Consider the following 12,357-nt stretch of genomic DNA (forward strand, 5'->3'; position numbering starts at 1 on the left):
CAAAAGCGTTCCACCCGGATCGATGAACGCGATTGTTTTCCACGATTACGGAGATTCGAGCGTTCTGCAGCCAGGGGTGATCGACATCCCTGATCGTCTGCCGGGGCAAGTGTTGATTGACGTCAGGGCGTCCAGCGTGAACCCAATCGATTACCGGTTACGGAGCGGTGAGATGAAGGGGCTACTGCCCGGCGGGTTTCCTCGCGTGCCGGGGTATGATGTGGCAGGGGTGATCGCGGATTGTGCCGGAGATTCACCATTCGCGGTGGGCGATCGAGTCATGGCGTTTTTGGATTCGGCTCGAGGCGGAGCGAGTGCGGACTTCGCAGCGGCCGCCATCGATGTGACCGCGTCGATTCCCGATTCCATGTCCTTCAACGAAGCCGCCGCGATCCCATTGGCGGGCACAACGGCGCTTCAATCGCTGCGTGACCACGGAAAATTGGAAGCCGGCCAACGGGTGCTGATCAACGGCGGAAGTGGCGGTGTCGGAATGTTCGCGATTCAAATCGCAATAGCGATGGGTGCGAAGGTCGATGCGGTCGCCAGTGGTGACAACCAAGAGTTTTGCCTGAAGCTTGGAGCGGAACGTTTCTTCAACTATGAAGAAACCGACATCGCCCAGACCAGCGAGACTTGGGACCTGATCTTCGATGCAGCGGGCAAGTTGGACTTTTGGGATGTTCGCGAACGGTTGTCGGAGTCGGGTCACTTTGTGTCAACGGAGCCCGACGTGAAAGGCATGTTGATGACCATCGTGACTTTGCCGATGTCGAAAAAGTCGCGAGTCATGTTGGCTCAGCCCAATGCCGATGATCTTCGGGAGTTGATTCGGTTGCACGAAGAGGGGCAATTGCAAATCACGATCGATGCGATTTATCCGATATCTCAGTTGAGCCGGGCGCATCAACATGTCGAAGAGGGCGTCGAACGTGGGAAAGTTGTGGTCACGTCGGATTGAGTGGGCGACTTTGCCTTCAGAGCATTGAGCGGACATCGGCGGCGGACGTTGGAAACGCGAATAGCGTTGACTTCATGTCCGTCGCGGTGTGTCCGAATCGCATTGCCAAAGCGAACAAGTTGATCGTCTCTTCCGCATTAGGTCCCAGGATATGAGCGCCGACAATCTTGTCTGTTTGTGAGTCGATTAGCAGTTTGTATCCAGCGACCGTGGATCCTGTTTTTCGAACGCTGCCCCAACCGGACATGTCACCCGAACGCACTTCAAGGTTGCTGAATTTCTCGCGAGCTTCCTGTTCCGACAAACCGATCGAAGCGATGCTCGGGATGGTGAATGCAACCTTAGGGACATCGCCGTACCGGGGTACGTAGTCCATTTCTGCGGCAAAGAGATTCTTGCTCACGGCACGAGACTCTTCGTTGGCCACGGGGGTCAAGCGTGGCATTCCGCTGTCAGCACAATCACCCGTCGCGAAAACGGCGGGGTTGGAAGAGCTCCGCATGAATTCGTTGACGGCAATCCCGTTTTCCGAGAAAGCGACATTGCCTTGTGACAGTTGCAACGCACCAATGTTGGGAACACGCCCCGCGCCGTGGACCACCAAGCCCGCATCGATCCGACTTTCGTCTTTCATCGAGACTCGCAGGGAATCCGCGGCATCATCATTCTTAGAAATGCTCTCGATCGTGGCATTGAGGTAAAATTTCACCCCACGGGATTCGTATTCCTTACGCAACTGCTGCACGAGATCTGGATCGAATCCGGACAGAATTTGTTCGTTGCGTTCGATCACGTGAACGCTGTGCCCCGCGGCGGCTACAACGCCAGCGAATTCCATCGAGATGTATCCGCCGCCAATGAACACGACGGTGTGGGGGAGTTGTTTGAGTTGAAGGAAATCGTCGCTTATTGTTACCAGCGATTCGCCTCCGATGCCCAAGTCGCTGGGGCGAGCACCAGTGGCGATCACGATGCGGTTCGCGGATAGCCGTTGACCAGCCACCTCGATTGCCTTCTGGTCAACAAACTTTGCGACACCGTGAAAGGTTTTGATGCCTTTCTCGCGGAAGGCGTCTTCCTTGCCTTCCGCGACCGGTCGAGTGAACTCCTCTTTGAAGTCGTGTAGACCCGACCAGTCAATCCGAACCTGCCCGTCTTCGATGAGCTTTCCGCGAGCCCGGCGAACTTGGTCGGCAAGTTCGCCGGCGTTGACATAAACCTTCTTTGGGTTGCAACCACGAAGCGCGCAGTTGCCACCAAAGGTTCGCGAATCGACCAAGGCGACGGACTTGCCCGCTTCGGCCGCTTTGCTCGCGATCGTTCCACCGGATGGTCCAGTACCAATGACGATCACATCGAAATGTTCGTCGCTCATGGCAGTTGGATGTCCAAACCATGGTTCACGCGATTGGTGAAGTTGGCAAGAGCGACCGCGGCGGCCAGCGTGACCAATTGCTTCTCATCCAGAAAGGCTTGAATCTCTTGCACCAAGGCTGCGTCCATATTGGCTTTGACGGTCAACTGCTCTGCGTACTTCAGCACCGCCTGTTCTTTTGAGTCGAACAAATCAGTCGCCGAAGCATTCATCGAATCAAGCTGTTGGTCAGTGAGGCCGGCTTTCTTGGCTGCTTGACGATGATAATGCGAGCAATAGTCACACGAGTTGAGTTGGGACGCTTTGTAGTACGCCAATTCGCGATACTTTGCCGGCAGGTCATTCTGCAAACCGTCGTTGATCTGCGTCATGCCTCCCAAAACATCCGGTTGATGAGCCAATGTGCTGAAGATGTTCATCGACTGGCCGAACTTTTCTTCGATGGCTCGCAGGATCGGCTGCGATTTCTCAGGAGCGTCCTCGATGGACAATGGTTGTGCATGGGGCATGGAAAGTCCTTTGCAAAATTAAATGGTGGGGATGAAAAGAAACGTCCGCGGCTCGAGGCCGCGGTGTCGCCGGAGGATCAGACCGTTTGTTCTGCGTGTTTTCCTTCCGCGAATTCCTCGACGGCCTTCTCGCAGAACGCTGGAATGTCGTCTGGGTTGCGACTTGTGACCAAGCCTTGGTCGCACACGCATTCTTCATCGACCCACTCCGCACCGGCGTTGATCAGGTCCGTTTTCAAGCTGGGCCATGAGGTCACTCGTCGACCGCGAACCACGTCGGCTTCGATCAACGTCCAAGGCCCGTGGCAGATCGCCGCGACGGGTTTGTGCTGCTTGAAGAAATCTCGAATGAAGCTGACCGAGACCTCGCATGTCCGAAGCGTATCCGGATTAGCGACTCCGCCAGGAAGAACCAAGCCGTCGAAGTTCTCCGCACTGGCGTCTTTGACATTCATGTCGACGTCGAATTGGTCGGCCTTTTCATCGTGATTCATGCCTTGGATCTTGCCGTCTTTTGGCGAGACCAACACGACTTCCGCACCCACGGACTGGATGGCTTGCCACGGCTTTGTCAGCTCGACTTGTTCGAAGCCGTCGGTTGCCAGAAATGCAATTCGTTTGTTTTGAAGTGTTTGATCGCTCATGGTGTTTCCTTTTGGTAGAAGTTTCGATGCAACTCGCGAAAACGCGGATGCGATGCAACGGCTTCCACGCAGATGCCATGCCGCAAACAGGAAGCGAAAAACTTCTTCACGCTCGCACGACGCCTTTTTGTCGGGTGAAGGAGCAGGCTGGTTTGCCAGCGAGCAGAGACCAGGTGGCGGCTCTGGTATGGCTGGTGATCCATTCGGATTGCCGCATCGCAATCGATGAAGTTTTGGTCTATCAATTGCGTGGAAACCGACAGCCACGCTACTGCCGTTGTGTTTCTTGGTTTCAACCCATCCGGAGAAAACGTGTCCGTTATCGCAACCCTGACGCAAGGCGACGCCTCGGATCTGCTGCTTGCAATCGTGGTGATGTCGATGCTATCGCTCGTCGCCGCTTTGTTCGCGTGGAAGGTGGCTTATTCGGACAAGGGTCAGCGAGTCATGTTGATGTTGTCCGTTTCAACGTTGGCAATGATTTACTTTTTGTTCTACGGATCAGGGCAATTGTTTTGGGCCAAGTGGGTGCCTGATTCCGCAGCGATCATTTACACCAACTTTGCTTCGATCTTTGCCGCGTTGGCTGCTGGCTGGGCGTTTCGACTGCCCAACACACCGATGTGGCGTCGCGCTGGATTGTCGTTCTTTCTGGCATGTGCCAGCGTTGCCGCGATCTTTTGGCCTTTGTTGTCGGTTGCGATTCGACCGGCACCCAACGGTGGAAGTGAATGGAAAAACGGTGTGGCCATGCAGACCAGTTGGGCGACCTGCAGTCCAGCCGCGGCAGCGACCTTCCTGAACGCGGAAGGGATTTCGGTCGATGAATCGCAGATGATTCCATTGTGTCTGACCGATTCCAGTGGCACACCCACGCTGGGTTTGTACCGGGGCATCAAGCTGCTTGCGGAGCAGAACCAAGCGGAGGTGGAGGTTCTGGACGAGTCTTTGGATGAGTTGTGGTCGAAGAACGATTTTCCCGTGTTGATGGCGGTGGAGCTTCCTTACGGCGTGGAAGATCGACGCTATGCGGATCAATGGGGTTGGATCCCCGGAATGGGACACAGCGTCGTTGCATTGGGGATTCGTGAAGATGGGCAGCGAATGTTGGTTGGCGACCCATCGATTGGTTTGGAAGAGTGGTCGAAAGACGATCTGGAAGTGCTGTGGCACGGCAATGGGATCCGGTTGCATCGCCCGTGAGGCGACGCTTCGCCAGTTTGTCGAGAACCCAAACTCGCGTTTCGATCGCAGCAGCAATCCAATTGGCGGCTGTATGTAACGGGGGTGGCTTCACCGGTTGTGTTTTGGCACAGGGGTTGCGTTAAGGGAGCGGCAATTCAACCGTGCCCCCGAGACACTTTCTATGAACCCAATCTCCAACCGAGTATGCAACGGTGTGCTGGACGCGATCGGGCACACCCCATTGATTCGACTGAATCGTTTCTTGGATCGCGAAGATGTGGAGCTGTTGATCAAATGGGAAGCCGGCAATCCAGGCGGCAGCGCCAAGGATCGACCTGCTGCGAAAATGTTGGAAGAAGCGTTCGCGCGAGGTGAAATCTCGTCCGAGACCACGATCGTCGAGTCAACTTCCGGCAACATGGGGATTGGTCTGGCACAAGCTTGCCGCTACCACGGGCTGCGCTTCATTTGTGTCGTCGATCCTCGAGCACAGAAACAAAACCTGGCGATCATCGAAGCTTTGGGCGGTCAAATCGAGATGGTGCATCAGCCGCTCGGTGGAGATTTGCTGGCCGCACGAATCGCGAAAGTTTGCGAGTTGATTGAGACGACGCCGAATAGCTATTGGCCCAATCAATACGCCAACCGAGACAATCCACGTTCGCACTTCGAAGGAACCATCGCCGAGATCGATGACGCGTTGAACGGCGAGTTCGACGTGCTGTTCGTCGCCACCAGCAGCACGGGAACCGCACAAGGGTGTCGTGACTATTTGCGTTCACGTGGTCGAGACATCGAAGTCATTGCCGTTGATTCGGTCGGCAGTGTCCTGTTTGGCGGAGCGTCGGGGCCTCGCAAGATTCCCGGACTTGGTGCTGGCAAGGAGCCTCGTTTGGCAGCGGGGCAATCCTTCGATCAAGTCGTCCGCGTGACGGATTTGGACTGCGTGGTGGGTTGTCGAAAGCTGGCCGAACGTGAAGCGATTCTGGTTGGTGGTTCGGCCGGCGGAGTTTTGACCAGCGTCGGACGGATGCAGCACGAACTGGCGGGCAAACGCTGCGTCGCCGTGTTGCACGATTCCGGCACACGTTACTTGGAGACGGTGTTTAACGACCAATGGGTGAGTGATTCGTTGGATTGTTCCTCCGAATCGCTGCACGCATTGGTGCATTCTTCCTCATTCGATGTCATTGAAAAGGTAAACGCATGAGCGTTGCGATATCAGGCGGCAGCATCGCGGATCTTCCGTTCTTTGATGGGGCGAGCCCTCGTTCACCCATCCAGTTGGCAATCGTTGGATGCGGTCCTCGTGGGCTGCAGTGTTTAGATGCGTTGTCGCGAAATTTGTCAAAGGATGAACTGGCTCAGGTGGAGATCACGGTCTTCGAACCTTCCACTCACCCCGGCGCCGGATGTGTGTACGACCTGAAGCAGTCGCGTATGTTGCGTATGAACTTCGCAACCCAGTACATCGATTTTTGGAAAGTCGATCGTGACCAAACAACTTCTAAGTCTGGGTCGCTGATCGGATGGTTGGATCGAAACTATCCCGAGTACGCTGCGTCGGATCAGTTTGTGCCGCGTGCGGTCGTGGGCGAATACCTTCACGATTGTTTCGAGGTGGTTTGCAAACGGTTGCGTCGTTGGACGAAACTGAATGTGGTACGGGCTCGCGTCGAAAGCATCCGTCATTGTGCCGCTGGTGAAGCGAACGCCGAGGTAGCTGCCACCACGAAGGCGATGACGCTGAATGACGATGAGGGTTGGTGGGTGTGGGACGGCAGCGAAGAGCGAAAGTTTGACCGTGTTGTGCTGACCACCGGCCACGAGGGCCTTCGGAGTTCGGACGAGATCCAAAGTCAAGATACGGGGGCGTTTGTGTATCCCGTTGAAAACAGTTTGTCGGAGGAGCGGATTCCTGCGGGAGGTGATGTCTTTCTACGTGGTTTCGGTTTAACCGCGATCGATGCGATCCTGATGTTGACCGAAGGGCGAGGTGGAACGTTCGTGCAAGGCGACGGGCTTCCGACTTACCAGGCCAGCGGTCAGGAGCCGAACTGCATTGCGGTGCATTGCCGGTCGGGGCGTCCGATGTTGGCCAAACCCACCGCGAAGTTGGAGCCGATCAACGATCGATTCTGGGAGCCATACCGGCAAACATTGTCGAAACATGAGGCGAGCCATGGCAGCGTGAAGTTTTGCCGCGACATTTGGACGGTCGTGGCCGAAGCAGCATCGGAATTGCTGATTCGATCCGGTGATGCGGTGTCACGCCGTGATGTCGAAGAATGGTTTCGCGGTTGGTCGCGCTACAAGATGGACGACGTGAGTGCTCGGAAAGCAATGCTGCAGTCGTACGGCGTGGCCACCGGTGCTCGAGAAATGGATGTTCCGTTTGCCTTGGGCGAGGCTTGGCGGCAGTTGTACCCGCAAATTGTGTCGCTGATCAGCTTTGGCGGTTTGGCCGAAGGGCAATGGAAAGCGTATTCACAAACCGCGGCGGAGATGGAACGGATTGCGTTTGGGCCCCCGGCCGAGAGCGTCGCGAAGGTGCTGCGTTTGATCCGCGACGGGAAAGTACGTTTGTGCGAGCAAAACGAACCGTCGCAGGACTCGGTGATTGTCAACGCGGTGATCGCCAGTCCCCATCAAGCCAACGAAGACGGTCCGCTTTCGCAATTGATTCTTCGTGGCGACGTGCAAGTCGATCCGGTGACCGAAGCCGTTCGCGTGAGCGAGTCTGGCAGTGTGTTGGGTGGCCGGAAAGGCTTGGCGATTTTTGGTCGTGCGACGGAAGGTTGGGTGATTGGTAACGATACGCTATCCCGAACCTTGCACCAACAGATTCAAAATTGGGCCGAAACCATTGCGGTCGATGCACACTCTCGAGGTTGATTGAATGCCCATCGCTGTTCCAACTCACCTGACGTCGAACGATTCGTCGGATGCGATTTCCAACCGAACGTCCTCGTTGAATCAATCCGTCGAGTCGTCGGTGGACGTTGCGGACGAAATGGCGGTGCGAAGTTTCTGCATGGGATTGCTGCCGTTGAAGGCTCGTTTGGAGCCGTGGATGGTGCGGGCGGTGCAATCTGAATCCCTGCACGAATGGGTCGAGCAAAATGGTTCGCCGCTTAACCTACTGAACGTGGATCCGATGCGTCGGAACGTGGGTGAGCTGCAACGAGCTGCGTCGGACGCGGAGGTGGATTTGCGAGTGTTCTTTGCTCGTAAGGCCAACAAGTGTTTGAGTTTCGTGGATCTGGCAAATGAAAAAGGCTGGGGCGTTGATACGGCCAGCGAGAACGAATTGAAGCAGTGTTTGCAACGTGGTGTTGCACCCGCGAATTTGATTTGCACGGCGGCGGTCAAAAGCGAAACGCTGATCCGTTTGTGTCTGAACGAAGAAGTTTGCATCGCGGTCGACAATCACGATGAACTGAATCGGATTGCGGATGTCGCAATGAAATGTGCCTGCCGCTCGACGGTTGCGATTCGTTTGGGCGGTTTCGAACACAAGGAAAAGAAGCTGCCCACGCGTTTTGGATTCGATGTGGATCGCGACCGAAATCTGCCGTTCGAACTGGGGAGTTTGCCCGTTGATGTGGAAGGGGTTCACTTTCATTTGGACGGCTACGATGCGGACCAACGCGTGTCTGCTCTTGCGACCGCGATGGATTGGATCGAGCGATTGCAAGACGCTGGTCACGAACCCACGTTCATCGACATGGGAGGCGGAGTCCCGATGCGATACCTCGACGAGGAATCGCAATGGCTCGAATTTTGGCAGCAGCATCGCGCGGCCATGTTGGGTAAGAGTGAGCCATTGACCTATCGCGGTCACGGTTTGGGGACGATGGTTGTTGACGGTCGATTGGTTGGCACACCCAAGGTGTATCCGTTTTATCAATCGCTGATACGTGGGCCTTGGTTGTCAAAGATTCTGAACGCGCGGCTGGGTGATGACTCAGTCGCGGAACGGTTGAAGTCGCTTTCGTTGCAACTGCGATGTGAGCCGGGGCGCAGTGTTCTGGACGGGTGTGGGATGACCGTGGCACGAGTCGAATATCGCAAGCAGAACGCCGACGGCGATTGGTTGGTTGGCGTTTCAATGAATCGAACGCAGTGCCGAACGTCCAGCGAAGACTTTTTGGTCGATCCGCTGGTGGTTCCAAGTTCGAAGGATGCTTCTCGAATCGCCGATGAGACCGATTGCACGATCGAAGGCTACCTCGTCGGCGCGTACTGCACGGAGTCTGAGTTGCTGTGCCTACGCAAGCTGCGTTTCCCAGGCGGGATTCGAGTGGGAGACTTGGTCGTGTTCCCAAACACAGCCGGGTACATGATGCACTTTCTAGAAAGCCGCTCGCATCAATTCCCGTTGGCGAAGAATCTGGTGCTCAGCGGCGAAATTGCAGCCGCGGAACTCGATCTGATCGATCAGAAACCAGATTGATCGTTCGTTGCCGTTCGCTATCGGAATCGGGACTTTGCGAATCAACGGATCGGTAGGGCATTCGTAATATCGAACGCGAATGCTGTGATCTTTGTCCGATTCTGGACCAGCCAGCTCATCGGCACAACGTTTGCGGAATTGGCGACCGTCCTTTCACCGTCTCTCGGTCAGACGCGTCACACGCCGTGAATCTATCCGACCGATGGTGTGATGAGGATTGCTAGTTGTCAGTCTGTATGCAGGCGTTTGCCATGGTCCCTCCTCTTTTCGGTTTGCGGCGTCGAGCTTGTGCGTCATCGAGGTTGGTGTGTCGCCGATGTGAGGATTTTGGCTTGCTGTTTGTTCGGGGAGAGCGTTGATGGTTTCGCACAGTCATCGCTTCCATACGATCCTGACCGGACCTCGATCGGAGCGTTCCAAACCGAAGGCGGAATCGCTGCTCGAGCTGGAGCGGCTTTCTTCGCGAGTGAAGCATGCGAACGTTGGCATTTGGATTTGTGCAATTTTGTTGTCGTTGTATGCACTGTACATCGGTCGCAACCTTTTCATGCCGATTTTGGTTGCTGTGTTTGCCTATTTGACGCTGCGTCCCGTCATTCGCGGGATGGGCCGGATGGGAATCCCGTCCGGCATCGCGGCCGGTTCGATCATGTTGGTGATGGGATTGTCCGTTGGCACCATTGGCTATGTTTTGTCCGGGCCAGCCCAAGAGATTTTGCAACAGATCCCCGGTTCGCTACCGGAAGTCAAAGACAAGTTGGGTTTCATCTTTGAGCACTTGGAAACCGTCAATCAAGCAACCGAAGACATCTCTGACACGGCTGATCAAGAGAACCTGACCGCGGAAGAAAAACCCGTGCCGGTCGAAATCAAGCAACCAGCTTGGACCACCACGTCGCCGTTGATAGCAGGGACCGGCAATGCCGTTTCGTTCATCTCAATCGCGGCCGTGTTGCTCTTCTTTTTGATGGCGGGCGGTGACTCGGTGATTCTGTCGGTCGTCAGCATCTTGCCATCGTTTTCGTCCAAGCGTCGCTTCATGGAAGTGCTGGTCGGCGTGCAAGATGGGCTCAGTAGCTATCTGGCCTGGGTGACCTGCATCAATGCTTGCTTGGGAGTTTGCATTGGCACTGCCATGTGGGCCTTGGGTATGCCATCGCCTTTGTTGTGGGGCGTGGCGGCGATGCTATTGAATTTCATCCCGATGGTCGGGGCACTGATAGGGATCGCCGCGGTTTTCTTCGTTGCGTTGGTCAATGTCGACCACGTGTCATACGCATTCATCGTGGCGGGAGCCTACGCAGCTCTGACCGGTTTGGAAGGCCAGTTCATCACACCGATGTTGCTGGGCAAGAGCATGCGACTTTCGTCCGTCTTGGTATTCCTGTCCATCGTCGTTTGGGGGTGGATGTGGGGCATCCTTGGTGTGTTCCTCGCGGTCCCGATTTTGATTGCCATCGTGATGGTGGTTGAAAAGCTAGAAGCCACCTCACCCGTGCAAGAAATGATCAACGGCACCGTGGGCAAAAACGTTCCTGCTGACTGAGCGTCGGCCGATGCCTTCGTGCTCTTTGCCAATCAATCACTTTAAATCTCTGTTTGTTCCCTTTTCAGAAGACAACACCATGCCTGATGAACCGAAGTGCCCGTTTCAGACTCAACAGTTTGGACGTCCCGTCGACAACAACCAACATTCTCAAACGGCGGGTCCTCGCGGGCCGATGTTGATGCAAGACGTGCATCTGGTTGAGAAGATGGCTCATTTCAATCGGGAACGCATTCCAGAGCGAGTTGTTCACGCGAAGGGGTATGGTGCGTTTGGGACCTTCACCGTGACCAACGATATCACTGAATATTGCATGGCGGATCTCTTCTCCGAAGTCGGGAAGAAGACCGACACGTTCGCAAGGTTCTCCACGGTGGGCGGGGAAAGCGGTTCGGCCGACACGGCCCGTGACCCGCGCGGATTTGCGTTGAAGTTCTACACCGATCAAGGCGTGTGGGACATGGTTGGCAACAACACGCCAATTTTCTTCGTTCGTGACCCGTTGAAGTTCAGCGACTTCATCCGAACGCAGAAACGCGAGCCGCAGAACCACCTGCAACCGCATTGGCGGCGTTGGGATTTTTGGGGCGAGGTGCCCGAGGCGTTGCATCAAGTCATGTTTCTTTACAGTGACCGTGGCACACCCAAGAGTGCACGGTTCATGAATGGTTACGGCAGCCATACCTTCAGCATGTACAACCGCGAAGGCGTGCGTCATTGGGTCAAGTTCCACTTCAAGACGGAACAAGGTTCCGAGAACTTCAGCGCGGATGAAGCCATTCAGATGGCCGGGGAAGCGCCTGACTATTCCACGCGCGACTTGTTCGAGGCAATCGAAAAAGGCGATTACCCGCGATGGCGGATGCACATCCAAGTCATGCCGGAAGCGGATGCTGCCAACTACGAATGGCATCCGTTCGATTTGACGAAGGTTTGGCCTCACGACGACTATCCGTTGATCGAAGTGGGGACCTTTGAACTCAATCGAAACCCATCCAACTACTTCCAAGACGTGGAGCAAGCCGCGTTTGAGCCTGGCAACTTGGTGGAAGGCATTGGTTTGTCACCGGATCGCATGTTGCAGAACCGTGTGCTTTCTTATCCCGACGCTCACCGTTATCGATTGGGCGTGAACTATCACCAAGTCCCGGTGAATCAACCGCGTTGCCCGTATGCGACCTACCATCGTGATGGTGCGATGCGAGTCGATGGAAATGGCGGTGGCACCGTTGATTATGAACCAAACAAGATGGGCGGCCCAAGGGAAACCGGCCAATCAATCGAGCCTCCGATGCCGGTCCACGGTGACGGCGATCGATACGATGAATTCGCTTGCGATGACAAGGATTACTACGGGCAACCGAAGATGTTCTGGAACAAGGTGCTCGACGAAGGGGCTCGCGAAAGGTTGTGCACCGCGATCTCGAACTCGATGGCTGATAGCCCCGAATTCATCCGAGAGAAGATGCTGGCGCAGTTCGCGAAAGTTCACGAAGATTTCGCGGACGGAGTGAAGTCGCGGTTGGAGCAACCGGAGTCACAACCGATCCCAATTGCATAATCGTTTCAATGGTACATCTGTTGCTTTGTTCAGCGGCGACCCTCCCCAGCACGGGCGGTCGTCGCTTTTTTTATGCTTTCGATGCGGTTAAACGCGGGTGGATGCGTGATTTGGGCGGTT

10 protein-coding genes are annotated in these 12,357 nt (G+C 55.5%); 7 read left to right on the forward strand and 3 right to left on the reverse strand.

The window, feature by feature from the left end:
- Positions 1 to 22 precede the first annotated feature (22 nt).
- The gene (locus LOC70_RS21385; protein WP_255716528.1) at positions 23 to 961 is read left to right on the forward strand and encodes an NAD(P)-dependent alcohol dehydrogenase; all 939 of its coding nucleotides are present in this window, start codon (positions 23 to 25) and stop codon (positions 959 to 961) included.
- Positions 962 to 977: 16 nt separating this feature from the next.
- Here the strand turns inward: LOC70_RS21385 and LOC70_RS21390 are convergent, their stop codons facing one another.
- From LOC70_RS21390 to LOC70_RS21400, 3 genes are all read right to left on the reverse strand, one after another.
- On the reverse strand, positions 978 to 2,336 hold the full coding sequence (locus LOC70_RS21390; RefSeq protein ID WP_230256005.1) for a dihydrolipoyl dehydrogenase family protein: 1,359 nt from the start codon (positions 2,334 to 2,336) through the stop codon (positions 978 to 980).
- On the reverse strand, positions 2,333 to 2,845 hold the full coding sequence (locus LOC70_RS21395) for a carboxymuconolactone decarboxylase family protein (protein WP_230256006.1): 513 nt from the start codon (positions 2,843 to 2,845) through the stop codon (positions 2,333 to 2,335). Before LOC70_RS21395 ends, LOC70_RS21390 begins: the two co-directional genes overlap by 4 nt.
- A gap of 77 nt (positions 2,846 to 2,922) precedes the next feature.
- Complete coding sequence (locus LOC70_RS21400; protein ID WP_230256007.1) at positions 2,923 to 3,489, reverse strand: type 1 glutamine amidotransferase domain-containing protein; 567 nt, start codon at positions 3,487 to 3,489, stop codon at positions 2,923 to 2,925.
- Between the two features lie 375 nt (positions 3,490 to 3,864).
- Here LOC70_RS21400 and LOC70_RS21405 point away from each other — a divergent pair, with 375 nt between their 5' ends.
- The 6 genes from LOC70_RS21405 to LOC70_RS21430 all read left to right on the forward strand — a co-directional run bounded on the left by LOC70_RS21405 (position 3,865) and on the right by LOC70_RS21430 (position 12,237).
- Positions 3,865 to 4,692 carry a C39 family peptidase gene (locus LOC70_RS21405; protein ID WP_230256222.1) on the forward strand — a complete coding sequence of 276 codons (828 nt, stop codon included), beginning with the start codon at positions 3,865 to 3,867 and terminating at the stop codon, positions 4,690 to 4,692.
- A gap of 163 nt (positions 4,693 to 4,855) precedes the next feature.
- On the forward strand, positions 4,856 to 5,884 hold the full coding sequence (gene sbnA, locus LOC70_RS21410; protein WP_230256008.1) for a 2,3-diaminopropionate biosynthesis protein SbnA: 1,029 nt from the start codon (positions 4,856 to 4,858) through the stop codon (positions 5,882 to 5,884).
- Positions 5,881 to 7,569 carry an FAD/NAD(P)-binding protein gene (locus tag LOC70_RS21415; RefSeq protein ID WP_230256009.1) on the forward strand — a complete coding sequence of 563 codons (1,689 nt, stop codon included), beginning with the start codon at positions 5,881 to 5,883 and terminating at the stop codon, positions 7,567 to 7,569. Before sbnA ends, LOC70_RS21415 begins: the two co-directional genes overlap by 4 nt.
- A gap of 4 nt (positions 7,570 to 7,573) precedes the next feature.
- Complete coding sequence (locus LOC70_RS21420) at positions 7,574 to 9,130, forward strand: Y4yA family PLP-dependent enzyme (RefSeq protein ID WP_230256010.1); 1,557 nt, start codon at positions 7,574 to 7,576, stop codon at positions 9,128 to 9,130.
- A 358-nt stretch (positions 9,131 to 9,488) separates the two neighbouring features.
- Positions 9,489 to 10,676: an AI-2E family transporter gene (locus tag LOC70_RS21425; protein WP_230256011.1), complete on the forward strand. Its 1,188-nt coding sequence runs from the start codon at positions 9,489 to 9,491 to the stop codon at positions 10,674 to 10,676.
- 79 nt (positions 10,677 to 10,755) lie between these two features.
- Positions 10,756 to 12,237, forward strand: a complete 1,482-nt coding sequence (locus tag LOC70_RS21430) for a catalase (RefSeq protein ID WP_230256012.1) — start codon at positions 10,756 to 10,758, stop codon at positions 12,235 to 12,237.
- Positions 12,238 to 12,357 lie beyond the last annotated feature (120 nt).

It is taken from the genome of Rhodopirellula halodulae (genome assembly GCF_020966775.1).
Taxonomy (GTDB): Bacteria; Planctomycetota; Planctomycetia; order Pirellulales; family Pirellulaceae; genus Rhodopirellula; species Rhodopirellula halodulae.

Bases quoted from the DNA above. Each gene is read 5' to 3' on its own strand.
- LOC70_RS21385 (WP_255716528.1), top strand. From the start codon at position 23: ATGAACGCGATTGTTTTCCACGATTACGGAGATTCGAGCGTTCTGCAG.
- LOC70_RS21390 (WP_230256005.1), bottom strand. From the start codon at position 2,336: ATGAGCGACGAACATTTCGATGTGATCGTCATTGGTACTGGACCATCC.
- LOC70_RS21395 (WP_230256006.1), bottom strand. From the start codon at position 2,845: ATGCCCCATGCACAACCATTGTCCATCGAGGACGCTCCTGAGAAATCG.
- LOC70_RS21400 (WP_230256007.1), bottom strand. From the start codon at position 3,489: ATGAGCGATCAAACACTTCAAAACAAACGAATTGCATTTCTGGCAACC.
- LOC70_RS21405 (WP_230256222.1), top strand. From the start codon at position 3,865: ATGTCGATGCTATCGCTCGTCGCCGCTTTGTTCGCGTGGAAGGTGGCT.
- sbnA (WP_230256008.1), top strand. From the start codon at position 4,856: ATGAACCCAATCTCCAACCGAGTATGCAACGGTGTGCTGGACGCGATC.
- LOC70_RS21415 (WP_230256009.1), top strand. From the start codon at position 5,881: ATGAGCGTTGCGATATCAGGCGGCAGCATCGCGGATCTTCCGTTCTTT.
- LOC70_RS21420 (WP_230256010.1), top strand. From the start codon at position 7,574: ATGCCCATCGCTGTTCCAACTCACCTGACGTCGAACGATTCGTCGGAT.
- LOC70_RS21425 (WP_230256011.1), top strand. From the start codon at position 9,489: ATGGTTTCGCACAGTCATCGCTTCCATACGATCCTGACCGGACCTCGA.
- LOC70_RS21430 (WP_230256012.1), top strand. From the start codon at position 10,756: ATGCCTGATGAACCGAAGTGCCCGTTTCAGACTCAACAGTTTGGACGT.